Annotated in this window: 26 protein-coding genes and 1 tRNA gene; 11 read left to right on the plus strand and 16 right to left on the minus strand. The window is 40.3% G+C overall.

Features of this window, described 5'->3' with window-relative positions:
- Positions 1-5: 5 nt before the first annotated feature.
- The 7 genes from ccmE to G2999_RS03130 all read right to left on the minus strand — a co-directional run bounded on the left by ccmE (position 6) and on the right by G2999_RS03130 (position 4,833).
- A complete protein-coding gene (gene ccmE, locus G2999_RS03100) occupies positions 6-494 on the minus strand; it encodes a cytochrome c maturation protein CcmE (RefSeq protein WP_010178618.1) in 489 nt (162 codons plus the stop codon).
- Positions 495-498: 4 nt separating this feature from the next.
- Complete coding sequence (gene ccmD / locus G2999_RS03105) at positions 499-702, minus strand: heme exporter protein CcmD (RefSeq protein ID WP_010178620.1); 204 nt, start codon at positions 700-702, stop codon at positions 499-501.
- Complete coding sequence (locus G2999_RS03110) at positions 702-1,466, minus strand: heme ABC transporter permease (protein WP_010178622.1); 765 nt, start codon at positions 1,464-1,466, stop codon at positions 702-704. Before G2999_RS03110 ends, ccmD begins: the two co-directional genes overlap by 1 nt.
- Positions 1,466-2,140, minus strand: coding sequence for a heme exporter protein CcmB (ccmB, locus tag G2999_RS03115; RefSeq protein ID WP_010178624.1), 675 nt, complete (start codon positions 2,138-2,140; stop codon positions 1,466-1,468). The genes G2999_RS03110 and ccmB overlap by 1 nt, the downstream gene beginning before the upstream one ends.
- Complete coding sequence (gene ccmA / locus G2999_RS03120; protein ID WP_010178626.1) at positions 2,137-2,826, minus strand: cytochrome c biogenesis heme-transporting ATPase CcmA; 690 nt, start codon at positions 2,824-2,826, stop codon at positions 2,137-2,139. The genes ccmB and ccmA overlap by 4 nt, the downstream gene beginning before the upstream one ends.
- A 301-nt stretch (positions 2,827-3,127) precedes the next feature.
- Positions 3,128-4,162 (minus strand): recombinase RecA, encoded by a 1,035-nt coding sequence (gene recA, locus G2999_RS03125; protein ID WP_010178627.1) that lies wholly within the window; start codon positions 4,160-4,162, stop codon positions 3,128-3,130.
- 170 nt (positions 4,163-4,332) lie between these two features.
- Positions 4,333-4,833: a CinA family protein gene (locus G2999_RS03130; protein WP_010178629.1), complete on the minus strand. Its 501-nt coding sequence runs from the start codon at positions 4,831-4,833 to the stop codon at positions 4,333-4,335.
- A gap of 35 nt (positions 4,834-4,868) precedes the next feature.
- Between G2999_RS03130 and mutS the strand changes: the two genes are divergently transcribed.
- The 8 genes from mutS to leuD all read left to right on the plus strand — a co-directional run bounded on the left by mutS (position 4,869) and on the right by leuD (position 16,288).
- On the plus strand, positions 4,869-7,493 hold the full coding sequence (gene mutS, locus G2999_RS03135; RefSeq protein WP_010178631.1) for a DNA mismatch repair protein MutS: 2,625 nt from the start codon (positions 4,869-4,871) through the stop codon (positions 7,491-7,493).
- Positions 7,494-7,606: 113 nt separating this feature from the next.
- Complete coding sequence (locus G2999_RS03140) at positions 7,607-9,238, plus strand: CTP synthase (RefSeq protein ID WP_010178633.1); 1,632 nt, start codon at positions 7,607-7,609, stop codon at positions 9,236-9,238.
- Positions 9,239-9,254: 16 nt separating this feature from the next.
- Positions 9,255-10,547: a phosphopyruvate hydratase gene (gene eno / locus G2999_RS03145; protein WP_010178636.1), complete on the plus strand. Its 1,293-nt coding sequence runs from the start codon at positions 9,255-9,257 to the stop codon at positions 10,545-10,547.
- Between the two features lie 130 nt (positions 10,548-10,677).
- Positions 10,678-11,319 carry a hypothetical protein gene (locus tag G2999_RS03150; RefSeq protein WP_010178638.1) on the plus strand — a complete coding sequence of 214 codons (642 nt, stop codon included), beginning with the start codon at positions 10,678-10,680 and terminating at the stop codon, positions 11,317-11,319.
- A gap of 306 nt (positions 11,320-11,625) precedes the next feature.
- The gene (gene leuA / locus G2999_RS03155; RefSeq protein WP_010178640.1) at positions 11,626-13,179 is read left to right on the plus strand and encodes a 2-isopropylmalate synthase; all 1,554 of its coding nucleotides are present in this window, start codon (positions 11,626-11,628) and stop codon (positions 13,177-13,179) included.
- On the plus strand, positions 13,180-14,274 hold the full coding sequence (gene leuB / locus G2999_RS03160) for a 3-isopropylmalate dehydrogenase (RefSeq protein ID WP_010178641.1): 1,095 nt from the start codon (positions 13,180-13,182) through the stop codon (positions 14,272-14,274).
- Positions 14,275-14,285: 11 nt separating this feature from the next.
- Positions 14,286-15,692 (plus strand): 3-isopropylmalate dehydratase large subunit, encoded by a 1,407-nt coding sequence (gene leuC, locus G2999_RS03165; RefSeq protein WP_010178643.1) that lies wholly within the window; start codon positions 14,286-14,288, stop codon positions 15,690-15,692.
- Complete coding sequence (gene leuD / locus G2999_RS03170; RefSeq protein WP_010178645.1) at positions 15,689-16,288, plus strand: 3-isopropylmalate dehydratase small subunit; 600 nt, start codon at positions 15,689-15,691, stop codon at positions 16,286-16,288. Before leuC ends, leuD begins: the two co-directional genes overlap by 4 nt.
- A 93-nt stretch (positions 16,289-16,381) precedes the next feature.
- Here leuD and hemW read toward each other — a convergent pair whose 3' ends face one another.
- Genes hemW through G2999_RS13765 form a run of 4 tightly spaced genes read right to left on the minus strand, consistent with a single transcriptional unit; the run spans position 16,382 to position 20,576 of the window.
- Positions 16,382-17,530 (minus strand): radical SAM family heme chaperone HemW, encoded by a 1,149-nt coding sequence (gene hemW / locus G2999_RS03175; protein ID WP_010178647.1) that lies wholly within the window; start codon positions 17,528-17,530, stop codon positions 16,382-16,384.
- Positions 17,523-18,137 carry an RdgB/HAM1 family non-canonical purine NTP pyrophosphatase gene (gene rdgB / locus G2999_RS03180; protein WP_010178649.1) on the minus strand — a complete coding sequence of 205 codons (615 nt, stop codon included), beginning with the start codon at positions 18,135-18,137 and terminating at the stop codon, positions 17,523-17,525. The genes hemW and rdgB overlap by 8 nt, the downstream gene beginning before the upstream one ends.
- Positions 18,130-19,398 carry an ATP-dependent RNA helicase SrmB gene (srmB, locus tag G2999_RS03185; RefSeq protein ID WP_010178651.1) on the minus strand — a complete coding sequence of 423 codons (1,269 nt, stop codon included), beginning with the start codon at positions 19,396-19,398 and terminating at the stop codon, positions 18,130-18,132. The genes rdgB and srmB overlap by 8 nt, the downstream gene beginning before the upstream one ends.
- A gap of 41 nt (positions 19,399-19,439) precedes the next feature.
- Entirely contained in the window at positions 19,440-20,576 is a 1,137-nt protein-coding gene (locus G2999_RS13765; RefSeq protein WP_010178653.1) for a metal-dependent phosphohydrolase, read from the minus strand.
- A gap of 162 nt (positions 20,577-20,738) precedes the next feature.
- On the opposite strand from G2999_RS13765, the gene G2999_RS03195 reads away from it, so the two are divergent.
- The 3 genes from G2999_RS03195 to G2999_RS03205 all read left to right on the plus strand — a co-directional run bounded on the left by G2999_RS03195 (position 20,739) and on the right by G2999_RS03205 (position 23,009).
- Entirely contained in the window at positions 20,739-21,668 is a 930-nt protein-coding gene (locus G2999_RS03195; RefSeq protein WP_010178655.1) for an ExeA family protein, read from the plus strand.
- On the plus strand, positions 21,658-22,734 hold the full coding sequence (locus G2999_RS03200) for a general secretion pathway protein GspB (RefSeq protein WP_010178657.1): 1,077 nt from the start codon (positions 21,658-21,660) through the stop codon (positions 22,732-22,734). Before G2999_RS03195 ends, G2999_RS03200 begins: the two co-directional genes overlap by 11 nt.
- A gap of 198 nt (positions 22,735-22,932) precedes the next feature.
- Positions 22,933-23,009: transfer RNA gene (locus G2999_RS03205), tRNA-Ile, on the plus strand.
- Between the two features lie 476 nt (positions 23,010-23,485).
- Here G2999_RS03205 and G2999_RS03215 read toward each other — a convergent pair.
- From G2999_RS03215 to G2999_RS03235, 5 genes are read right to left on the minus strand one after another with little or no spacing between them, the layout of a single operon-like run.
- The gene (locus G2999_RS03215) at positions 23,486-23,797 is read right to left on the minus strand and encodes a hypothetical protein (RefSeq protein ID WP_010178661.1); all 312 of its coding nucleotides are present in this window, start codon (positions 23,795-23,797) and stop codon (positions 23,486-23,488) included.
- Between the two features lie 10 nt (positions 23,798-23,807).
- Positions 23,808-24,725, minus strand: coding sequence for an ATP-dependent Clp protease proteolytic subunit (locus tag G2999_RS03220; RefSeq protein ID WP_010178663.1), 918 nt, complete (start codon positions 24,723-24,725; stop codon positions 23,808-23,810).
- Positions 24,726-24,738: 13 nt separating this feature from the next.
- The gene (locus G2999_RS11705) at positions 24,739-25,344 is read right to left on the minus strand and encodes an ATP-dependent Clp protease proteolytic subunit (protein ID WP_010178664.1); all 606 of its coding nucleotides are present in this window, start codon (positions 25,342-25,344) and stop codon (positions 24,739-24,741) included.
- Between the two features lie 57 nt (positions 25,345-25,401).
- A complete protein-coding gene (locus tag G2999_RS03230) occupies positions 25,402-26,370 on the minus strand; it encodes a DNA-processing protein DprA (RefSeq protein WP_010178666.1) in 969 nt (322 codons plus the stop codon).
- 10 nt (positions 26,371-26,380) lie between these two features.
- Positions 26,381-26,998, minus strand: coding sequence for a hypothetical protein (locus G2999_RS03235; RefSeq protein ID WP_010178668.1), 618 nt, complete (start codon positions 26,996-26,998; stop codon positions 26,381-26,383).
- Position 26,999: the final 1 nt, after the last annotated feature.

A 26,999-nucleotide genomic window follows, 5' to 3' on the forward strand; every position in this document is an offset into this window, starting at 1 on the left:
AATAATTAGTAACTAGGTGCAGGGTTTAGACCCGCTTCAGAAGGCTTCACATGCTGAATACCTTTAAGTTGCTCAGCTAATTCAGGAGGCATATATTCTTCATCATGTTTAGCTAAGACCTCCTCGGCCACGATCATATTATTTGCTTGTAACACACCGGTAGCAACAATACCCTGACCTTCGCGAAACAAATCAGGCAAAATACCGGTATAGGACACGGTTACTGTAGGTCCTATATCCATTAGGTCAAACTCCACCGCGAGTGTATCTTGGTTTCGTTTAACAGATCCTTCCACAACTAAACCACCAATACGAAGACGTTGACCGACCAATGGTTTTACACCGGTCTCGTCTTTGCCCTGTACAATTTCTGTCGGCGTATAAAATAAATCAATATTATCATTTAAAGCGAATAACATTAGCGATACGGCGCTGATGACCATCCCACCAATCACGCCAACTGTAATTAATCGTTGCTTACGTCGTGGATTCATCTAGTTACTGCTCCTGGATTTTTTTGGCTTCAGCAATACGTTGCTTTCGTGCTACTTGTGCTTTAACAGCTTGAATTAATGAACGTCTTTCATGGCGCATATATAAGACCATCAGCATGATTGATAAAGCTGAAATACCATAAGACAACCACACAAAGAAGCCATATCCGCCCATATCTAAAAACGCTGCTAATGAATTAAATTGCATTATTTAGCTCCTTTTTTCGAAACCGGTTTAGATGAGGTTAATAACTCAGTTACCCAAGGTCTGTGAAGCTCTCGACGTAGTATCTGATTTTTTAAATTCATTAGTGATAATGTACCAATAAGACCAATAAAGCCGGCAATAGAAATCAAAAGAGGCCACAACATTGAGGTTGCGATAGAAGGCTGGCCAAATTTGGTAATCGTCGCACCTTGATGGAGTGTATTCCACCACTCAACCGAAAAATGAATAATAGGGATATTAATTACCCCTACCAGTGCCATGATTGCAGCAGATTTACCGGCTTGAGTTTTGTCACTAAACGCTGCATATAAAGCCATTACGCCTAAATATAAGAAGAAAAGTATTAATTGTGAAGTTAAACGCGCATCCCAAATCCACCAAGTTCCCCACATTGGTTTACCCCAAGCAGCACCTGTGAACAATGAGATAAACGTAAGTACGGCGCCCACCGGAGCAATCGCAATCATGCTCATATAAGCAGTTTTCCATTGCCATACTAACCCCACAAATCCTGCAACCGCCATCGCAACATAAGTACTCATCGATAAAATCGCAGAAGGTACATGGACATAGATAATTCTGAACGAATCACCTTGCTGATAATCACTTGGGGCAAATAGCAATCCCCAAACAAATCCTACCAATAGCCCTGCCACAGCGGTGATAAAGAAATAAGGTAGTAAAGTATTACACAGCGCATAAGCACGTTCTGTTTTTGCGTAAGGATGTAACCAAGTAAACATTAATGATGACTCACTCTAATAGCATAACTAATTGCAAACGGGGTAATAGCTATGGCAAAACATAACATGGCACCGATAATAGCAATTTGAGGTAAATAATTTAATCCCAAAGCTGCGCTCTCTACAGCGGATGTTGCAAAAATCAGTAAAGGAATAAATACAGGAAGTAGAAGCAAGGATAATAAGACCCCTCCGCGTTGTAAACCAACCGTTAGTGCAACAGCGATCGCTCCGACCAACGATAGTAATGGCGTACCTAACACTAATGTAAATACCAATGACCAATACATAGGTGTGGTTAGATTCAAAAATAATGCTAATAATGGTGAAATAAATAACAAAGGTAGAAATGAGACACACCAGTGCACTAATACTTTGACGAACATACCCCAAGATAAAGAAATATTAGATAATTGAAGTTGCTCTAAACTTCCATCGTTAAAATCATCTCTGAATAGTTTATCCATTCCTAAAAGAGAAGATAAAATGGCTGCGACCCAAATTACACCGGGTCCAATTTTTTGTAGGGTGTCAGGTCCAGGTCCGATACCTAAAGGAAAAAGTGTAATCACCATGACAAAAAATAACAACGGTTGCAATAATTCAGCTTTTTGACGAAACGCCAATAATAAATCACGTTTCATTACACTCATAATAGGACTGACAGTATTCATAAGCGGTACTCTAAGGTGATATCAGTCACTGGTAATCGACTTTGCAACGGTTGATGAGAAGTCATTAAGACGGCTCCGCCGCTCTCTACAAAATCATCAATCAACTCTTGAATAAAAGTAACCCCTTGAATATCGAGAGAAGTGTAAGGTTCATCCAATACCCAAATATTAGCGGGTAACAACTGTGTCCGAGCTAAAGAAACTCGTCGTTGTTGTCCTGCAGATAATTCTCCACTAGGCACATCTTCTAAACCAACCAAATTGAAACGCGCTAATAGTAGATACAACTCATCGGTTGTGGTGACAACGCCATGCATGTTCGCCCAAAATTGAAGATTTTCGACACTAGATAGGTGTTTATTTAGACCTAATTTATGACCTAAATAGATCAGCGGATAGGGCTCAGAGGTACTGTTTGATAAAGTTACTGTGCCCGAATCCGGCGAAGATAAACCGACTAGAATTCGAATTAAACTAGTTTTACCCGCTCCATTAGGACCAAGTAGATGAATAAGCTGACCACTGGACACAGTCAATGAGATATCTTCAAACAAAACACGGTCTTGTTTGTGACATGATATCCCTTGAGCAGATAGCAACACCTTATTATCTTGTGTAATGGTACTGTTATCTAACATTGCCTGATTAGCTGTTGATTTAGCAGCTAAATGAGTCTTGCTATTCACGTGAAATTTCCATCTTTTTTAACGATGATAGGATATCATAATCAAGGACTTATACAGTATTATTTAATCCATAATTGGTAGTAGATTGAGTCATTTACCATAGATTTTTTTGGGAAATATCTAAAAAAACTTCATTTTGGTCATTCAAGTTAATGTCACAGCATAAATTTGAAAATGCACCACCGTTTGATACACATGCATAAATTATATGACGCTTTAGCAATCTGGTAATAGTTAAGCAGATATAAAAAAGGTCATCTTTAAGATGACCTTTTTAAGTAACTATTTATGTAGCAGTAGCTTATGCTTCTTCAGCTTCGTTTTCGCTTTCTGAAGTAGGTTTAGCTTTACATAATAACTCAGCACGGATACGGGCTTCAATGTCATTAGCCATTTCTGGGTGTTCTTTCAAATATTTAACGACATTCGCTTTACCTTGGCCAATACGTTCACCATTATAGCTATACCAAGCACCTGCTTTTTCCACTAATTTTTGTTTAACACCTAAATCAATTAATTCAGCTTCTTTGGAAATTCCTTGGCCATACATGATTTGGAATTCAGCTTGTTTGAAAGGTGGTGCAACTTTATTTTTCACCACTTTGACTCGCGTCTCATTCCCAACAATCTCATCACCGTCTTTAATTGCACCTATACGGCGAATATCTAAACGAACTGATGAATAGAATTTGAGTGCATTACCACCAGTAGTCGTTTCCGGATTACCGAACATCACGCCAATTTTCAAACGAATTTGGTTGATGAAAATAACTAACGTATTTGAACGTTTAATATTACCCGTTAATTTACGTAAGGCTTGAGACATCAAGCGCGCTTGAAGACCTACATGAGAATCACCCATATCACCTTCGATTTCGGCTTTTGGTGTTAAGGCAGCAACAGAATCGACGATCACAACATCTACTGCGCCTGAACGTACTAACATGTCACAAATCTCTAGCGCCTGCTCACCTGTGTCTGGTTGAGACACTAGCAACTCATCTATGTTAACCCCTAATGCTTCTGCATATACTGGATCTAGGGCATGCTCAGCATCAACGAAGGCACAGGTTTTACCCACTTTCTGAGCTTCAGCAATAACTTGTAATGTCAGTGTTGTTTTACCTGAAGATTCAGGACCATAAATCTCAACGACTCGACCACATGGCAAACCACCTATACCAAGAGCGATATCAATTGATAGTGAACCTGTTGATACAGATTCGATATCCATAGCTTGGTTATCGCCAAGACGCATAATTGCACCTTTACCAAATTGCTTTTCAATCTGACCAAGTGCTGCGGACAATGCGCGTGTTTTGTTATCTTCTGCCATGTGTGCCTCAATATAAAATGTGAGTTAAGATGTAATTCTATGAAGTCGATTATAATACTGTATAATTATACAGTGCAACAAAAATATTGTTATTTTTTCACTTCACTAGAATTGAGTATGATAAATATAGTGCTTTTTATTACGAGTGTCTGCTGAGCTTTTGATCAGTTTTATTTGTGAATGCTTAATAAATGCACAACCTGCTCAATTGCATATTCTATTGACTGTAATCGCACAGCATCACGGTCACCGGCAAAACATAGCTGTTTAGTATTCACCACATCATTTACGACAAAACCAAACCAAACTGTACCGACAGGTTTATCAGTACTTCCCCCATCGGGCCCTGCTATCCCACTAATGCTGATACCAATATCAGCACCCACTTGAGACACCACACCCAGCGCCATTTCCGCAACCGTTTGTGCTGACACCGCGCCATATTGCGCTAATGTTTCTTCTGAGACACCTACCATCGCCTGTTTTGCCTCATTAGAATACGTCACTACGCTATGTTTGAACCACGCTGATGATCCTGGCAAAGAGGTGAACGCATAAGCTAGGCCCCCACCCGTGCAGGACTCTGCACACGATATCGTCAAATGATTCGTCGTTAAATACGTCGCTAACTGTACTAGCGCATTTTGTGTATTTTCTTTTAGATAGCGCATGAATTTATTGTTATGCTATATGTATGGATTCATGAATGAAGTATAAAAATAAATTGAGCTCAGCACAAACGCAACATACTCCAATGATGCAACAATATTTACGCATCAAAGCCCAACATCCAAATGAATTACTTTTCTATCGGATGGGGGATTTTTATGAATTATTTTTTGATGATGCTAAACGTGCTGCACAACTTATTGATATTACATTAACTGCTCGTGGTAAAGCGGGTGGCGAACCTATCCCAATGGCGGGTGTCCCCTACCATGCCGTGGAAGGTTATTTGGCTAAACTTGTACAAATGGGCGAGTCTGTCGCTATTTGTGAGCAAGTAGGTGATCCTGTTACAAGTAAAGGTCCTGTTGCGCGTGAAGTCAAACAAGTCCTCACTCCCGGCACAGTCACTGATGAAGCTTTACTCCAAGACGCTCAAGACACATTAATTGTCGCAATTACAAGCCAATCATCGTCTAAATCTGCTGGTCAAATCCACTACGGCTTAGCTGCACTTGCATTGAGTACTGGACAGTTTCTCATTACTCAACCACTTAGCGAAGAAGCATTATTAGCTGATTTACAACGTTTCAACCCTGCTGAGTTATTGTATGATGAAACCTTAATCGCACCGCAAGTACTCGCCACTTATCCTAAGTCTGTTAGACGCCCACAATGGGAATTCGATACTGATACTGCGGTGAATCATTTGAATATGCAATTTGGTACCAAGGAACTCACTGGCTTTGGTGTGGCAGATGCAACTCTCGCGCTCGGCGCAGCGGGTTGTTTATTGCAGTATGTCAAAGATACTCAAAAACGTTCACTGCCCCATATCAAACGCATTAGTTTACAAGCACAAAGCGACACTGTGCAGATGGATTTTGCCACTCGTAAAAACTTAGAGCTGACGCATAATTTATCCGGCGGGATTGAGAACACTGTTTTCGATGTACTCAATAATACGCAAACACCGATGGGGGCACGCTTATTACAACAATGGATCCATCGCCCCATTACCCAACAAAATTTACTCGAACAACGTTATAATGTTATCGATAGTTTAGTTGAGCACGATGTCGCTGCTCCGGCTCAAATATTGAAAAAAATGGGTGATGTCCAACGTATATTGGCGCGATTAGCATTACGCTCCGCTCGTCCGCGTGATTTTGCACGTTTACGTGATACGCTAAACTTACTACCTGAGCTGCAAAACATATTAGCTGAGCATGATGAACCAAAACTCCAAGCACTCGCCAATACCATCTCAACATTTCCTGAATCAGCAGATTTACTCACCCGTGCAATCATAGATAATCCTCCAGTCGTCATCAGAGATGGGGGCGTTATTGCGCCTGGATACAATGTGCAACTTGATGAACTCAGAGCCTTATCACAAGGTGCGACAGACTTTTTAACCGTATTAGAAGAGCGAGAAAAAGACGCGACGGGGATTAATACATTAAAAGTCGGTTATAACCGTGTTCACGGATTTTTCATTGAAGTCTCAAAGGGTCAAGCTCATCTTGTACCGGGACATTATATTCGCCGTCAAACACTGAAAAATAACGAACGCTATATTATTGAAGAGCTCAAAGCCCATGAAGAAAAAGTCTTAAACTCGCAAAGCCAAGCTCTTGCCTTAGAAAAACAATGCTATGAAGCATTATTTGATGAACTACTACCTCATTTAGATGCGTTAACGCTAAGCGCAAATGCTTTAGCAGAACTCGATGTATTAATCTGTTTTGCGAGTCAATCTGTGGCACTGAACTTATATCGTCCTGAGTTAACTTCTACACCGGGTATTGAGTACCAAGACGGTCGTCATATTGTAGTAGAACATGTGACAAAACAACCGTTTATTGCTAATCCTCTGCAGCTTGATGCACATCAAAAAATGCTCATGATCACCGGCCCAAATATGGGAGGTAAATCCACCTATATGCGTCAAACCGCATTAATTGTCCTATTAGCATATATTGGTTGCTATGTCCCTGCTCAACGCTGCCAAATTGGCCCAATTGATCGGATATTTACCCGTATTGGTGCTTCTGATGATCTGGCGTCTGGGCGCTCTACTTTTATGGTTGAGATGACAGAAACCGCTAATATTTTGCACAATGCCAGTGAACACAGCCTTGTGTTAATGGATGAAATTGGACGCGGCACGAGTACTTATGATGGGTTATCCTTAGCATGGGCATGTGCTGAATATATCAATAATACGATTAATGCCTTTACCTTATTTGCTACCCATTATTTTGAGTTGACCCAACTTGCTGAAAATACAGAAGGTATGTGTAATGTTCATCTTAATGCTATTGAACACAACGATACCATTAAATTTATGCACAATGTCCAACAAGGCGCTGCGAGTAAAAGTTATGGATTACAAGTTGCACAGCTTGCTGGCGTCCCCGAACATGTTATTCAAGTAGCGAAACAAAAACTGACTACACTTGAGACTCAGTCAATAGCAGTGGACTCCAACAAGACAGATTCAGCAACGGAAACTAACGCGGCAAGCCTGGTTGAACCGGTACAATTGGCCTTGGATAATTCACATCAAGCATTAATTGATACCTTAGACCAAATAAGTGCAGATGAGCTATCTCCAAAACAAGCCTTAGATTTCATTTATGTACTTAAATCCATGCGTTAAAAGCACAACTTCAGATTGTTATTGAATGGATATTTGCGTATAATCACACTCCAACCAAGAAGAGTGTTTCAACTCTTTACACTCGTTCATAATTAGACGCCTTTAGGTAAAACATGACTCAATATATCTTCGTCACCGGTGGGGTGATTTCGTCATTAGGCAAAGGAATTGCTGCAGCATCATTAGCAGCGATCTTAGAAGCCCGTGGGTTAAAAGTTACGATGTTAAAACTTGACCCTTATATCAACGTTGACCCAGGTACTATGAGCCCGATCCAGCATGGTGAAGTATTTGTCACCAATGATGGCGCAGAAACTGATCTTGATTTAGGTCACTACGAACGCTTTATTCGTACACGTATGACCAAGCGTAATAATTTTACTACCGGTCGAGTTTATGCATCTGTTTTAGAGCGTGAACGTCGTGGTGATTATCTCGGTGCGACTATTCAAGTCATCCCTCACATTACCAATGAAATTAAACAACGTGTGATTGATGGTGCGGAAGGCAATGATATTGCTATCGTTGAAATTGGCGGCACAGTGGGTGACATTGAATCGCAACCGTTCTTAGAAGCGATTCGCCAACTCGGTACAGAACTAGGTCGTGACCGTGCTATGTATATGCACTTAACCTTAGTACCATATATGGCGGCTGCCGGTGAAGTGAAAACAAAACCCACTCAGCACTCAGTGAAAGAACTACGTTCAATCGGTATTCAACCTGATATATTAGTCTGTCGCTCTGAATCAGCCTTACCAGCAAATGAACGTGCAAAGATTGCATTATTCACTAACGTCATCGATAAAGCGGTTATTTCATTAAAAGATGTCGATAGTATTTATAAAATACCTGCAGCTTTGAAATCACAAGGAATGGATGAACTGGTAGTTGAACGCTTCAAGTTAGATTGCCCAGAAGCAGATTTGTCCGAGTGGGAACAAGTGTTATACGCCGAATCAAATCCGACTAAAGAAGTCGTTGTTGGCATGGTCGGTAAATATATTGAATTACCTGATGCTTATAAATCTGTCAATGAAGCACTCAAACACGCAGGACTAAAAAACCGTTTAAGTGTTAAAATCAAATACATTGATTCATCTGACATCATTTCTAAAGGACCACATATCCTTGAAGAGTTGGATGCTATCTTAGTGCCTGGTGGATTTGGTGAACGTGGTGTAGAAGGTAAAATCGAAGCTGCACGTTATGCCCGTGAGAATAAGGTCCCTTATTTAGGTATTTGTTTAGGTATGCAAGTAGCGTTAATTGAATTTGCTCGAAACGTAGCTAATATGCCTAACGCAAACTCGACTGAGTTTGATCCAGAAACGCCTTTCCCTGTTGTCGGTCTTATCAATGAATGGTTAGACTCTGATGGTAGTGTCGAGCAGCGTGACGAAAGTTCTGACTTAGGCGGCACGATGCGCCTTGGTAGTCAGTTATGCCACTTAGTTGAAGGCAGTAAAGTACATCAGTGCTATGGCGAAAAAGAAATTTATGAACGTCATCGTCACCGTTATGAAGTAAATAACACCCTACGTGATAAAATTGAAGAAGCAGGCCTAAGAGTCAGCGGTTTATCTACAGATAAACAATTGGTTGAAGTTATAGAGATCCCAGAACATCCGTTCTTTATAGCAGGCCAGTTCCACCCAGAATTTAATTCTACACCGCGTGATGGACATCCTTTATTTGAAGGGTTTATTGCAGCCGCGGGTGAATTTCAAAAATTGAATCATTAAAAGGAAAATATCAAACATGGCAACAATTAGCCGAATTATTGGTCGTGAAGTACTTGACTCACGTGGTAACCCAACTGTAGAAGCTGACGTTTATTTAGAATCAGGTGTGATGGGACGAGCAGTAGCTCCTTCTGGTGCATCTACAGGTTCACGTGAAGCACTAGAACTACGTGATGGCGATAAAAGCCGTTACTTAGGTAAGGGTGTATTAAAAGCCGTTGCTGCAATTAATGATAAAATCACTCCAGCATTGATTGGTTTAGATGCAGCTGACCAAGCTAACATTGACCAAGTGATGATTGATTTAGATGGTACTGAAAATAAAGAAGTATTAGGGGCTAATGCAATTTTAGCTGTATCTTTGGCCGTTGCTAAAGCAGAAGCAATCGCAACCGGTATTCCTTTATACGAGCACATTGCTAATCTTAATGGCACGCCAGGCCAATACTCAATGCCTGTTCCGATGATGAATATCATCAATGGTGGTGAGCACGCTGACAATAACATTGATATCCAAGAGTTTATGGTACAGCCTGTTGGCGCAGCGAACTTCAAAGAAGCCCTACGCATGGGTGCTGAGATTTTCCATAGTTTGAAGAAAGTTTTAAATGCAAAAGGTTTGAATACTGCTGTTGGTGATGAAGGTGGTTTCGCGCCAAATTTAGGTTCAAATGAAGAAGCGTTATCTACCATCATTACAGCGGTTGAAAACGCTGGTTATAAAATGAATGACGACATCACTTTAGCGCTTGATTGTGCGGCATCTGAGTTCTACAAAGATAATCAATATGTATTATCTGGCGAAGATAAGTCGTTTGACTCTGAAGGTTTTGGTGACTATCTTGCTGAATTATCACAACGTTACCCTATCGTATCCATTGAAGATGGCTTAGACGAAAGTGATTGGGATGGTTGGGCAAGCTTAACGAAGAAAATTGGTGACAAAGTACAGCTTGTCGGTGATGACTTATTTGTAACCAACACAAAAATCCTTAAGCGCGGTATTGATAACGGTATTGGTAACTCTATCCTAATCAAATTTAACCAAATCGGCTCATTAACTGAAACGCTAAACGCAATCAAGATGGCAAAAGCAGCTGGCTTTACCGTTGTAATTTCTCACCGTTCTGGTGAAACTGAAGATGCAACGATTGCAGATTTAGCTGTTGGTACTGCTGCGGGACAAATCAAAACAGGTTCATTATGCCGTTCTGATCGTGTTGCTAAGTACAACCAGTTATTACGTATTGAAGAAGCATTAGGTGCAGAAGCTAAATACCTAGGTCGCAGTGAAATTAAAGGCCAGTAAGCTTTACCATACGCTGTCGATTTAATGACTAAGCCAGTCTTAGAGACCCTGTTCTTTTGACTGGCTTTTTTATGGCATTTCATGCAAAAATCAGTAGTATTACACCCCTTAATTCATTAAAGCAGATACTATGGTCGAACAAAGCGATATCTTTTTTCAAGATCCCGATTCAGCAGCTTTTGCTGAGTTGTGTAATGCTTTGTATCAAAGAGAATGTTTATTTTTAGCGGAATATGGACCAAATCATACGGCATTACTCAAACGTAAACTCAAACATTTACATATCCACGTCACACAATCTGCCGAACAGTTACTTAATAACACCTCCCCTCTTGTGGTAGATCGTCATAACGCCAGTTATCAAGCTAAACAAAGTTCGAAATGCCCTAGCACTAAGCAAACAAGTGAAACGATAAAAGAATACTTCGCTCAACATCAAACGATTGGTGCTATTTGCGCAGTGAGTATTAATGAGATGGGGATGACGCATTTAGAAATAGATTCTCTAGATCGCGTCGATGCAGAAAAAGCACTCATTCATGTGAATAAATTTGGCTGGTTTAATATTTCTGGGCAACCGACAAATCGCGAGGGTGACATTCTAAATCAACATGGAATACAACAAATCACGCTGCTAAAACCGACTAAAGCGATCATGAGTGCAGCATGCTGTGGACATCGTTGGTCACATTCAGGAAAAATCTCGCCACGTGTATTAACCATGCGCGAACTGAGGTTATCTTTCAACATTAAATGGAAAGGCCTACGTTAATCATATTTTTAGGATAAAAATCCTATCGATATTCCTAATTTAAATAATAATCAGCCATTAGATATATCATTTATCAAATTCTTAGTATAAAAATCCTATTAAACGCTATTTGCATGCAAGTTTCCCTTGACCCACTGCCGACTTAAACGTACAGTTAACCTATGAAAAATACATTTCACACATATTTATTATCTGACCTTCTGTTACTGGTAGCATGACTACACGGGTGAGTAATAATTTAGAATAAATTAACCCGTGTAACCCACGGGTTTTTTTATACGTAGCGTACATTCAGAGGAGTACCACATGACGAACCATGTGAAAATTTTCGATACGACTTTAAGAGACGGTGAGCAAGCATTACCTGCAAGCTTGACGGTGAAAGAAAAACTACAAATCGCATTAGCGTTAGAAAAGCTCGGTGTTGATATCATAGAAGCTGGATTTCCAGTTTCATCTCCTGGTGATTTTGAATCGGTTCAAACTATTGCGCGAGAAGTAAAAAATGCAACCGTATGCGGATTATCTCGTGCGTTAGCAAAAGATATAGATGCTTGCGGTCAAGCACTCGGTGTAGCTGAACAATTTCGTATTCATACTTTTATTGCTACCTCTGATATTCACGTCTCTACTAAGTTACGTAAATCTCAAGATGAGATTGTTGAGATGGCAGTGGCTGCGGTCAAACATGCCCGCAAATATACTGATGATGTCGAGTTTTCGTGTGAAGATGCTGGTCGTACCCACATAGATTATTTATGTCGAATGGTAGAAGCCGCGATCAACGCAGGTGCCAAAACCGTCAACATCCCAGATACTGTCGGTTATACTACGCCCACTGAGTTTGGTGGTATTATCGGTCAATTATTTAATCGTGTACCAAATATCGACCAAGCCATTATTTCGGTTCATTGCCATAATGATTTAGGATTAGCCGTTGCCAATTCATTAGCCGCGGTAGAACAAGGTGCTCGCCAAGTAGAATGTACTATTAACGGCATTGGTGAGCGAGCTGGTAATTGCTCTTTAGAAGAAATAGCCATGATTTTGCAAACACGTAATGAACGTTATGGATTGCAAACCGGTATTCGTAGCCAAGAGATCTCACGTACCTCAAAATTAGTCAGTCAATTATGTAGTATGCCAGTCCAAGCAAACAAAGCTATTGTTGGTGCTAACGCATTTGCTCATTCTTCTGGTATTCACCAAGATGGTGTACTCAAAGGACAGAATACTTACGAGATCATGACCCCAGAATCTGTGGGTCTCAATAAGAATCAATTAAACCTAACCTCACGCTCTGGTCGTCATGTCATTAAACATCGATTGCATGAATTAGGTTATAATGAAACTGATTACGATTTAGACGAAGTTTATGCTTCATTTTTACGCCTTGCCGATAAAAAAGGTCAGGTCTTTGATTATGATTTAGAAGCATTACTATTTTTTAATCAACAAAAACATGAACATGCTTTTTATTCATTAGAATATTTACAAGCAAGTTCAGGTAAAGAAATTATCCCTAGTGCCACAGTCTCATTGAATATTGGTGAAGAAACCGTTACACATAGCGCCACAGGTAATGGTCCTGTCGATGCCGCGTATAACGCTATCATGCAGATCATTAATGAAGATGAAATTAACATTGTTGATTTCAAACTCGGCTCTAAAGGTGAGGGAGCAAACGCACTTGCCCAAGTCAGTATTGTCGCTAAATATAAAGATCGCCGTTTCCACGGCATTGGCCTAGCAACAGATATTGTAGAATCCGGTGTAAAAGCACTAATTTTCGTTTTAAATAATATGCATCTTGCTGATCAAATTGATGAGCAAAAACAACACATTTCCACAGGAGTATAAATGTCTTCTTATCAACTAGCCGTATTAGCCGGTGATGGAATCGGCCCAGAAGTCATGGCCGAGGCTGATAAAGTATTAAACGCGGTTGAGCAAAAATTTGGCTTTACATTAAATAGAACAGCTTATCCGGTTGGTGGCTATGCCATTGACCACCATGGTCATGCTCTACCCGATGAGACATTAGCGGGATGTGAAGCTGCTGATGCCATTTTATTTGGTTCAATTGGTGGGCCTAAGTGGGATGAACTACCGCTGGATCAACGTCCAGAGCGTGCCGCTTTACTTAAGTTACGAAGCCATTTTGATTTATTTTCAAACTTCCGCCCAGCTAAAATTTATAAAGGTTTAGAAGATTTATCTCCACTGAGAAAAGATATTGCCCAAAGTGGGGTGGATGTCTTAGTGGTGCGTGAACTCACCAGCGGGATTTACTTTGGGTTTCCAAAGGGATTAGAGGGTGACGGTGAAGATGAATTTGCTTTTGATACTATGCGCTACACACGCGGTGAAATCCGACGTATTGCTATTTCAGCTTTCCAAGCAGCGCAAAAACGCGACAAGAAAGTTACCTCTGTCGATAAAGCCAATGTATTAGTATGCAGTCGTTTATGGCGTGAAGTCACCGAAGAAGTCGCTAAAGACTACCCTGATGTTGAACTTGAGCATATCTACATTGATAACGCGACGATGCAGTTATTGTGTAATCCGTCACAGTTTGATGTCATGTTATGTTCGAACCTTTTTGGTGACATTATCTCTGATGAATGCGCTATGTTAACCGGTTCGATGGGCTTATTACCTTCAGCTAGTATTAATGCTGATGGGTTTGGTTTATATGAACCTGCAGGCGGTAGTGCGCCAGATATCGCCGGCAAAGGCATTGCTAATCCTATCGCACAAATTCTTTCAGCCGCCATGTTATTACGTTATTCATTAAATTTAACAGACGCTGCAGATGCCATTGAACAAGCGGTCATCAAAACGCTTGAAGACGGTATTTTGACGGGCGAATTACTCAGCAGTGAGGAACGCCACAAAGCGAGTAACACGTCACAAGTCGGCGATTATATTACTCAACAAATTTTACAGGCATAAGGACACTCCTCATGGCTAAGACCCTTTATGATAAAATCTGGGATGCGCATATCGTATCTCAAGTAGGCGCAGATATCCTACTGTATATAGACCGTCACTTGATCCACGAAGTGACCACTCCACAAGCGTTTGCTGGTTTGAATGACAAAGGCAGAAAAGTTCGTTGTCCAGAAAAAACTGTGGCAACCATGGATCATTCAATCTCAACACGATCATTAGCATTAGATGCATGTGGTCCGGCAAACCAGTTACAATTACAAACGTTATTACAAAACTGCGAAGATCATGGCATTACCCTCTATCCTGTAGGTCACCAAAAACAAGGTATTATCCATGTTATGGCACCTGAGCTAGGAGCCATTTTACCAGGGCACACCGTGGTTTGTGGTGATTCACATACAGCGACCCATGGTGCTTTTGGTGCGTTGGCGTTTGGAATTGGTACATCTGAAGTAGAACACGTCTTTGCTACGCAGACGTTACGCCAATCTAAAGCGAAAAACCTAAAAGTAGAAGTCAAAGGTAAACTGCCTATTGGCGTGACTGCAAAGGACATCATCTTAGCGATTATTGGTGAACTAGGTCATGCCGGTGCGACGGGTTATGTGATTGAATATTGTGGTGAAGCAATCAGCGCACTTTCGATGGAAGAGCGCATGACAATTTGTAATATGTCGATTGAGGGGGGTGCCAAAGCAGGTTTAGTTGCCCCTGACAATACCACATTTGAATACATCAAAGGTCGTGAAAAAGCCCCTCAAGGTGCTGACTGGGACGCTGCTGTGGCCTATTGGGAAACATTATATTCTGATGCAGATGCGCAGTTTGACCGAGTCGTCACATTACAAGCAGCTGACATTAAACCGCAAGTGACTTGGGGGACCAATCCTGGTCAAGTCATTGGTGTAGATGATGCCATTCCTGCACCAACTGATTTTACTGATGCAGTGACTCAAGAGTCAGCATCAAAAGCTTTAAAATACATGGCCTTAGAGCCAGGTCAAAAGCTAAGTGATATTGCTATTTCACATGTGTTCATCGGTTCATGTACTAATTCTCGTATCGAAGACTTACGTGCTGCCGCGAGTGTAGCTCAGCGTGGCAACGTGGTTGAAAATGTTACAGCTATCGTCGTGCCCGGCTCGGCGGCAGTCAAAAAACAGGCTGAAGCAGAAGGTTTAGATAAAATCTTTGAGGCAGCTGGATTTGAGTGGCGCTTACCAGGTTGCTCAATGTGTTTAGGCATGAATGATGATTTACTTAAAGAAGGCGATCGATGTGCATCTACATCAAATCGTAACTTTGAAGGTCGTCAAGGCCGTGGTGCACGTACTCACCTAGTCTCACCAGCAATGGCTGCTGCTGCAGCGATTAACGGCAAATTTACCGATGTCCGTCAATATGAGGAACAAGTATGACCCCTATTACCGTGCATACCGGCACTATGGTGCCTCTGGATATCGCTAATATCGATACCGACCAAATCATCCCTAAACAGTTTTTAACGGGTGTTACCCGCCAAGGTTACGGCAAGCATTTGTTTCATGATTGGCGGTATTTAGACGAGCATGAGCAAGTCTTAAACCCTGAGTTCAACCTCAACAAACCTGAGTATCAAGGGGCAAGCGTGTTGATCACTCGTGAAAACTTTGGCTGTGGTTCTTCTCGTGAACATGCACCTTGGGCACTGATGGATTTTGGCTTACAAGTGATTATTGCGCCAAGTTTCGCTGATATATTTTATGGCAATGCCATCAATAACAGTATGCTTCCGATCCGTTTAACTGACGCACAAATGGATATTTTATTTGCAGAACTAGCTAAAAATGACAAATTGATGCTGACTGTTGATTTAAATCTTCAATTAGTTAAATGTGCGGATCACGAATTTGATTTTACGATTGCTGAACATCATAAGCATAATTTAATCAAAGGTTTAGATGCTATTGGTCAAACGCTTGAACATGCAGATGCCATTACTGAGCATGAAAAGGGGCTTGCGGATTGGTTTTAATTAACTAAAAGCGCCTTCATCTTTATCATGTTGACTTGATATGACTTGCAGTACGTCGAGTTAACATGATGAAGCTATCAGTAACCCCTTATTCTAAGCAATAAGCTGCTCTAATAAGGTATTAAGATATCGTCTACCTAACGCGGTCACTTGCCAGTCTTTTGCAGTGATAATCATTGTTCCTTTATCCTGAGCTTGTGCCATTAATGATATTGTACTTGCAGGCAACTTCATCCCCGTCAGCATTTCATATTCATCAACCCCGCAAGCTTCAACCAACCTAAGACGGTTCATAAAAAATTCAAATGGATAGTCATCCTTATCTACAAGCCATTGTTTAAATACATAACTTTGACCGATGTTCATATAACCTTTAGGGTGTTTGATTTTTTCAGTACGTTGAATGCCATGCGATGTCGTAATCTTACTGTGAGCGCCACAACCAATACCTAAATAATCACCAAAGCGCCAGTAATTCAAATTATGCTGACATTGGAAACCAGATTGTGCGTAACCCGATATCTCGTATTGTTCAAAACCCGCTTCAGCAAGCAGTACTTCGCCCTGCTCTTGAATATCCCATAACGTATCATCATCAGGCAGTTGCGGTGGTTTAGAATGAAATGAAGTATTCGGCTCAATGGTGAGTTGATACCAGGAAATATGTTTGGATTGATGGTGAATAGCCTGACGTAAATCATCTAAACCATGCACAACAGTCTGCTCCGGTAATCCATGCATAATATCGATATTGAAGCTATGAAGCCCGGCATCATGCGCTTGTGCAATGGCATGATGAGCTTGTTGATCGTCGTGTATACGCCCTAATGCCTTTAGTTGCCGAGGATGGAAGCTTTGCACCCCAATCGATAGTCGATTCACGCCACCGGCGACAAACCCTGCAAACTTACCCGCTTCAACCGTTCCCGGATTAGCTTCTAATGTGATTTCAGCGTCGAGTGTTACCGGTATTATTTGTTTAACACCATTAAGTAAGATCGTTAATGCTTCAGGGGATAATAAACTAGGCGTTCCACCACCTATAAATATAGTGCGTATTGAGCGGCCTTGGGCAAGATGCGCATCGGCTCGTAAATCATCTAATAAATGGGCAACATATTCTTTTTCTGGAATGCCGCCTTTTAAGGTATGTGAATTAAAGTCACAATATGGGCACTTTTGCACACACCACGGCACATGGATGTACAAAGATAACGGTATGGCAGATACATCATCAACCAAGTAACGACTCCATTTCTGCAACAAGTAGCGCTAGCGCTTTAGCACGATGACTCACCGTCGATTTTTCTGATTTGTCACATTGGGCAGCATGTTTTTTCAATGTTGGACAATAAAACACAGGATCATAGCCAAACCCTTGCTCACCAGCGCGCTGTGTCGCAATTTGACCATGCCAACGCCCTTGGCAAATGATCGGTGTTGGATCATCAGCATGACGCATAAACACCAATACACAGATAAAATAAGCATGACGAGCATCTGCAGGCGTATCTGTTAAAGCGTGGAGTAATTTATCAATATTGGTCGCGTCAGTAGCATCTCCAGCATCAGGTGTCGACTCACTATAGCGAGATGAATAAATACCCGGTGCGCCAGCTAATGCTTCTACCACTAAACCAGAGTCATCTGATAATGCTGGCAACCCTGTTATTTTGGCGGCATGTCGCGCTTTGATTATAGCGTTTTCAACAAAGGTGGTACCTGTTTCAGGTACATCTTCCACCCCTAAAGACCCCTGAGCAACAATGCTGATATCATAACGCTCAAACAAATGGGCAAACTCATTAAGTTTCCCTTGATTACCGCTGGCTAGGACAATCTTATCCATTGTCTTGCTTCCGTGAAGTGATGTTCTTGCCACGGCCTTTTTTCTTAGGTCCAGAAGATTTTTTACCGCCTTTTTTAGTATTTTTCTTTAACGTGCTTTTCTTTGGCTTTTTGATTGTGGGGGCTTTATGTTTAGGACGCAATTCATCGATAACCCGTGGCTTAATCACTTCTTTGATGTACCGCGCAATTCTTCCCAGCATCGCAAAGTCATGAGCTTCTACAATGGATATCGCAGTGCCTTTGGCGCCAGCACGTCCAGTACGACCAATACGATGTAAATACACATCACTGGTACGTGGCATATCAAAGTTAATAACATGACTGATATCGTCTACGTCGATGCCTCGTGCAGCGACATCCGTTGCTAATAAGATTTTGACTTCCCCGTTTTTGAAGCGGCTCATGGCTTGGTTACGTTTATCTTGTGGCATTTCACCTTGCAACCAACAGACATCAATATCATCACTGGCTAAGCGATCTTTTAGTTGCTGCAACCGCTCCCGTGTTTTGACAAACACGATCGCAGATTCAGCTTGTTCACTGAGGATATGTTTGAGTAATTGATATTTGTGTGAAGCATCATCGGCTAAATGGTACCACTGATGGATTTTCGCTTTTTCTTTACGAGAAGGGTCGACAGTTATGGATTCAGGATTCACAAGTAAATCTTTTGAGAATTGAGCTATCCCTGGGCCTTCTAATGTCGCGGAAAATAGCATGGACTGTTTACGCCAGCGAGCTTCACTGGCTATTTGATTAACAATACTGCGAAAGCCCATATCGAGCATCCGATCAGCTTCATCTAAAATCATGACTTCAATATCACGACAATCAAAGGATTCTTTCTCGATATGTTCAAACAGACGACCCGGCGTCGCAACCAATATATCCAAATTTTTTGCCAAAGTATCACGGTCTGTACCATAGTTAATACCGCCGGTAATAACACCACATACTATATTGGTATGTTGGGTAATTTCTAGGGCATGTTCGTAGGTCTGGATCGCCAACTCTCGGGTCGGGGATAAAATCAAAATACGTGTGGCACCGTGGTACTCGCGAGGAAAATCGAGCAAAAATTGTGCAGCGGGTAATAAAAACGCGGCGGTTTTACCGGTTCCAGTAGGCGCGGAAGCTAAAATATCGCGCCCTTCCATCGCCTTAGGGATCACTGAGGATTGGATGCTGGTGGGTGCTGTAAAGCCCATATCACCTAGCGCATTACATAAATCGGCATGTAGTTCTAACTGTTCAAACATAACATCTTCAACTGAATAATATACTTTGATAGTTTACCACATCAGCGGTTAAGTAGAGTGCTAATTTGTGCAAGCTGAGCGTGTTGTAATTGTGTTTTAATGTCAGCGCCCTGATAGCCTTGAGCAATAATGTCTTGGACGTTCACAGACTTTGCCGCTTGCACCACATTTTCTAAAAATAAATAGTTAAGCGTAAAGTCACTCACCTGCTCATAACAACTCAGCACTTTTATCATCAGAGCCAGCCGTTGAGGTCGACGATGTATGTCACATTGATTTAAGCATTCGAGTAATTGCTGAGCCTCCAACGTATCGAGCTGCTCCATGGTATTCATGTGGCGATGCGTTAATAAAATACAATCTTGCACAAATGTGGGTAAGGGCAATAATTGAGTCCAAGCCGATACATCTTGTGGCTTATTACCTAACGTTAGTAAGGTCGTTGTGATGGCTAAATGCTCATCTTGCGTTACCTCACCGCTTTCAAGTAACCCCTTGGCATGTTGAAACGCTAACGCAAGGCTTTCAATGTTCCTGATACTCGCTGATAACTGATCAAACCAAGGGGATAAACATAAAGTATCTATTAACACTGAAAAATAGATTTCTGGCGCAAACTCGCCCAATGCCAAGGCAGTTTCTTGCCATACACGTGGGGCAGATAATGCAGCAAGCTCACCTGAATGACCGATTTTCTTCATTAATTCAACAGTTTCAGGGGCTATTGTAAACCCATATTGGTGGTAACGTGCCATAAAACGGGCGATGCGTAAGACACGTAACGGATCCTCGACAAACGCAGGTGATACATGCTTAAAAATCCGGTGTGCTAAGTCGGCTTGACCATTAAAAGGGTCAATAATATTGCCTTGGTCATCCATCGCCATTGCATTGATAGTTAAATCTCGACGCGATAAATCTTCTTCTAGTGTGACCGTAGCATCCGTCACAAAACTGAATCCACCATATCCTAAACCCACTTTACGTTCTACTCTAGCAAGCGCATATTCTTCTTGGGTTTCAGGGTGTAAAAATACTGGGAAGTCTTTACCTACCGGTTTATACCCCAGCGCAACTAGCTGCTCAGGACTTGCCCCGACCACCACGTAGTCTCTATCTTTGATACGCCGTTTTAACAGAGTATCTCTAACGGCGCCACCGACTAAATACGTTTGCATACTGGGTTCTTAACATCCTTTATATTGAAACGCTATTATGCCCTTGCTTAATGTCAATATTCAATAATTCACTGATTTTATTTACCTAAACTTTGACTTATGGGGCAAAGCGCTTTAGCTTATAGGCAACAATAATAACAGGTAAAAAGTGAACAAGTATTTATGTACTTATCTTATTTTGGTTTATCTGATAATCCTTTTTCGATTGCCCCTAATCCGGCCTATTTATATATGAGTGCTCGTCACAAAGAAGCACTGGCACATTTAAATTTTGGTCTACGTGAAAGTGGTGGATTTGTAATGCTTACTGGTGAAGTGGGTACAGGTAAAACCACCGTTTCTCGCAAACTGCTGCAACAATTACCAGAAAACACCCAAGTCGCCATGATCCTCAATCCAACTTTATCCGCATTAGAGTTATTAGCGACGGTATGTGATGAGTTATCGATTAAATATGAGCATCAGCGCAGTAGTTTAAAATATTTCACAGATTTAATATTAGGGCATTTAGCGCAAAATCATGAAAAACAAATCAATACAGTATTGATTATCGATGAAGCCCAACACTTACTACCTGAGGTGCTTGAACAACTCCGATTACTCACTAATCTAGAAACTAACCGTGAGAAATTATTAAAAGTTGTTTTGATAGGACAGCCTGAATTACAAGCATTGCTCAAGCGCAACGAACTGCGTCAATTAGCTCAGCGCATCACCGCCCGATACCATTTATTGCCACTTAATGAAGATGAAGTACGCCATTATATTGCGCATCGACTCTCAGTAGCAGATGGTGATATTAGTATGTTTGCACCGGCCACCATTAAGGCGGTGTTCCAGATCACTGCAGGTATACCAAGGGTCATTAATCTATTGTGTGATAGAGCATTAACACTGAGTTTTACTAAACAATCCGCAGTCGTGCCTAAATATCTATTTGTAGCGGCAGCGAATCAAATTTTAGGTGAAGATGTGGTCGCACAACGGATCCAATTGCCGCATAAATGGCTGCTTATCGCAACCCTCATCGTGACAACAGCCATTGGCTTTTTGATTGGTAGTGGAATGAATGGAGGGAGTTATGGTGGCTAAAAATCCATTATCAATTGATGAGCTTAAGCCTGGCATGATGATTGTTCAAATTGAACAACAAAATGGCCCTGTTAAACTGCGTAAATCAGGGTTAGTCAAAAGTTACGACATGGTCAAAGGTTTGAAAGAAATGGGGGTGTTGTCGCTGACCATTGATTGGGAAAACTCATTAGAGATTGATACCTCATCAACGTCAGTCACACCGACTAATACAGTAGTCCAAACTAACACTCGACAATTATTTAATAATGAAGAGCAGTCAGTTAACAATGCTATGTCAGATCAATTTAACCGCAGCTTATTTTTACCTAGTCTCCAAGCCCTACCCTCACAATTTTCAGTCTGGAGCCGTTATGCTATTCAATATATCGGAGTCAGTGTGATTGGGCTGGGGATCGGAATTGGGAGCGCGCACTTATTATCTCCTCCCATAGAAAGTTCAAATACCGATATGAGTAGTGTTACTACACGCTCGTCTGAACAAATTCAGATTACCCCTACGCCAGACATTGCCTTAGCTGAGGCGGTAACTAACGTGATAGCGGATGAAGAAGCGGCGGTTGAGCCGGTTGAGCCGGTTGTTTTGCAAGAAACGAATGAACCTGAAAATACGTTTGACATTGATGATATAGATAACGGTACTTTAGTCACACAACGTACTGACGATAACATAAGCACCTCCCCGTTTATCGCGGCAAAAGTCAATGAAGCATTAGCACAACTTGGTGGGCTTGAAGAGCTGACTCAAGCCATGTCAGATGAACCCAATATACAGCCAATGAAAAATGATCCATCTGAACGCGAAACTACGGTCGAAGTAGTGGATAAAACCCCTCGTGTATCAGAGCTACCTGAGCATATTTTGGTGCAACTACCCGCGATGGTATTTTCTGCTCATATGTTCAGCTCAAATGATGAGGATCGTTGGGTCAGAGTCAACAATCGTCGATTACAAGAAGGCGATAGCGTTGATAATAATGTTACGATTATCAAAATTGAACCGCAATTTGTTGTGCTTTCATTTCGCGGCACCCAATTTAGGATGAATGCGTTAACTGATTGGTAATATGGAATGGATTAGATTAGCTTAGTTTTATCAGTTCTGTTACTGATGGATACAGGCCATGAGTAAATGACACGCTATTTTGCTGAGTTTTTAAGCATATCTTTAAAATTTTTTACTGTATAGCAAAGTAAGGATGACATTTGCAAAAAAACTGCTTATACTTCGCTCCGCATTATTTCAATGCATCTACAAAAATACGGCCCGATAGCTCAGTTGGTTAGAGCATCCGACTCATAATCGGCAGGTCCCCTGTTCAAGTCAGGGTCGGGCCACCATTTTTTTCTTCCTTTTTTAGCGATTCCAAACAAAAGAACTTTGAGTTTGAACGATTTTAAATAACTAGAGTTATTGTAAATATTATTTTTTAAAATGGAATGTCAATATCGGAGTCGCATTGGGCCCACCTTGTCAACTCTGAATCAGTTGGTAATGGCATACCAGTTAAACTGAAATTTTCGCTATCCTTTCCACTCTCGTCTATCACTGCTATTTCGATAAGCGAACTTGGGAAATTAACGCATTGATTAAGGCTTACTGCAACTAAAAGTTCCTTATGGCTCTTACACCTATGCACTTCTCTTTCACAGTATTGGCAAAACCTAATATTTTTATTTGCTGTAAAAGCAAGCTCGCCCCAAATAGCAAGGCATTTATACCCCCAAATACAGTTCATTGTAATGCCCTTCATATTTTCAACCTCAAAATTCCTTAAAAATTTAAGTCTCAACAGTCACATAGATATTTCTTAGGTTTATCTAAATATAAATTCATCCATATTGGCTTTGAGAGCTATTGAAACTACTTTTTCATTTTCATTAATTGTAATAAGAAAAACCGTTGAGCTTTCTTTATGCACCCAGAACTCCAGACTATTCTGTTTATCTATATAATTAGTCTTTAATGGTAAATCTAACTTTTCAATCTCTTTACTTTGAAGTGATAATAAAGCTGCTTCTATCCCTTTGCAGTCATCAACAGTATTAATCTGTTCTTTGAAATAGTAGACAACATATTTTGAGATGTTTATTTTACCTATATTAGGCGTTGCAATATTTGTAAGCATAATTATCCTACTATAAATAAAAAGGTATATTGTCGTTAGCTACAAAAAGTCGCTGAGTGCGGTTCGCTATGCCTTCTTTTAAAAGTTCATCATAGGTAGGGAAAAACCCACCGTATGAATCTCTAATCTTGGTTTTGTGTATGAAACTTTTGCTTACCTTTAATCTTTCTAGTGCAGTGTAAAGGTTTTCATTAAAAAAACGCAGGTGTGGGCTATCATAACTTACTAATTGAGTAGTTTTTTTGATGTAAGTGGCATGAAAACCTATCCATGCTTTTGAGTGTATATATCTTGAGTCACTTGCCAAAAGTAATCTAGTACAAGCACTAATGCATTGACCTAATACCTCTATTTGAATGTTATATTGCTTAATAAATGAAGCCATTATTATAGCCTCTTGGGGACTACCTCCACCTGAGTGTATTTCTAATGCTATAGGTTTATCCCAATCCACATTATCTGCATTCATTATTTTTCGGATTAGAGTGTTAGCAGAATTTATTTCAATCGCACCTTTGTATAAAAACTGGTTTGGTTTATCGTTGTCTTGAATTATTACAAAGTCGGGTTGATAGTAATTTGAAAACGAAGCGTGCTTATGCGACGTATTACTGGCTCCCCAGCCAAACATTGCTATGCAGCCTACCAAAGCCAACCAAACTAATGAACTAAAAACTTTAAAGTTATATGTTTCGAATGCTAAGCGGTTTGCTTTGAAAAAAGAGACTAATCCTGCAATCGAGAATAAAGCATATGCTGCTAATGCTTCGAAAAGACTAAATGTTTCTTCCTCAATATACACAGTAAGAAGATATCCAACAACAGGCAGTATGAATACATAAAGTATTAATACTGTAGTTCGTGTTGATTTAATTATAAGAAGTTTTCTTTGGGACTGAGAAATGAGTGTTAGGTCAGTATTAATCAATGAGAACCACCTACTATAATGAAGTTTTAGCTATTTTTCTTAGACTGGTGCTTGCTAGTCGGCTCTTCCAACGTTCATTAACTTCAGATGTGCCCATCCATAAGTCCGTACCATCTATAACACTATTCATTTCTTCACTTGTTAAAAACCCATGGTAAAACGATTTAAATGCTTCGTTTAAATGTAAATCAGTAAAGCGTTGTCTAGCTTTCATTTCGTGACCTTTACCTGCCATGCCGCCTGAATAGTTATGGATCATAAACGATAAATGCTCAGATACTTCGAGGTCATGGCAGGCCATGGCAATTATTGTTCCTGCGGATGCTACGGTGCCTGACAATTTCCCGATGACCTTCGCTTTAGAATGATGGATAGCATCTACAATCATAAATGCAGAATCAATAATCCCTCCCGGTGTATTTATATGTAAGATAATAGTAGTGTCAATTTCAGCAGTATGCAGTATGAAGCAAAGCTCGTTGTAGAGCTTCGGTTCATCTATGCTGCCCGTAATAAATGCATGGGTATTATTATTTTTGTCTATAATTATAGGTACATCCCAATCCCAAAGTCGATTTGATGAGATTTTTGGTAATTCAAAAGTAGGCAAATCTGCCATGGCATTCTCCGAAGAATAAAAAGAAGGTGTTAAACAATATTTCAATATAAATTCTCTCTAAAATAATGAATATTGAATATTTTTTGATTTTTCTGTAATTAGTTTATCTAACAGGTTACCCGCAAGACACATAGTATCCTCAGGCTTAATCACATGGATGTTTGTATCTTTTAAAATTAGTTGTCGGTTTAGGTCATATTTTGGATTCCGAGAATCTATTGATATGTTATACATGACAGCTCTTTTAATATCGTATTGGAGAGCATACTCCATAGCTAATCGTGCCCCACTATCATTTCCCTGATTATTTTTGGCATAGCTTGCCACTAAAATAACTGCGTCACTAAAAAGAGCTTGTAGTCGATCTCGTTCTTGATAACGAGCTGTGAATTCGAGTTTTGAAGAGGCATCATGCATATATTCAGTGACCAATAAACCTCCGCTTTCAACTATCTCCTTTGCGAGCGATTGATTTCCTCTAGGTAAAATATTATGTAATGAGCTCGGTAATACAGCTACTGTTTTCCCTTGTTTTATAACAGCTTGTTTGTGTGCAATAGCATCACATCCATTGGCTAAGCCACTTACAATAATAATATTTTTTGATACCAGTTCATCAACTAAAGAAATTTCTGATTTTTCTGTACTAAAATCTGGATCTAAAAGACCAATTACAGCTACGCTTGGTTTACATGGATCAAGTAATCTAATATCTCCTTGATAAAATAAAGCAACTGGTTTTTGGCTATTTTTAACCGTACCTCTGTGAATTGGGAAATCTTCGTCGACAATAGTTGTAAGTCCATCGATAACGTCTTTTCTTTTTATTAACTCAGATAATATTGCAGCCTGTTTATCATTAAAACGGCATAACGAAACTAATTTGTCTTTAGTTGATAAATTAAGGCAATCAATTAGGGACGCTTTACAACTCAATACATCTTGATGCTTGATTATCCAGGCTTTTCCAATGCCTTTAAAGCTAAGGGCTGTAAGAACATTTAGTGCTTGTTGAGAATATTTCATATCTATTACCTTAATGACAGCGACTAGTTTTAGACACTACGTAAGACACGACTTTGTTTGCACCAGCATCTAGAAGAGTTTGAAGCATATCTTCAATTACATTCACATCAATGGTGTAAACATCATCCACTAGAATAATATCTCTACCTTTAATTTTTGGAGAAATAATACATGTATCTTTTGTTATACCTTCATATGGAAGAATACCTTTATCTCGAAAGGAATAAGAGTATCTCAGGTGTGTAGTTTGTGTTGGCTTCATTCTAGTTATCCACTGTGTACCGTTTTTCATGCCAGACATGATTTCCACTGCATTAGAAACAGCATCTAAAAATAGTAATTGAGCATCAGTATATTTACTGTTTTGTTTAGCCCTTGGCATCACGCACACTACAGGCCTATTTAAACATTCTTGTATAACGACATTAGGTAAATCCTTGCATAATACATCGCAGACCATCTCTGCATCTTGCATCAATTCGTTAATACCTCTGCTGTGATTATCATTTTTTAAACGATTGATAAAATCAGGGTTACCCGGTCGATTCATACCAAGATATTTATAATGGAAAAAACCGGGAACGGAATGTTTAAGATATGAATTTGGTTTTATCGTAAATGTATTCAAA

Source organism: Glaciecola sp. HTCC2999, from assembly GCF_000155775.1.
GTDB lineage: Bacteria > Pseudomonadota > Gammaproteobacteria > Enterobacterales > Alteromonadaceae > Opacimonas.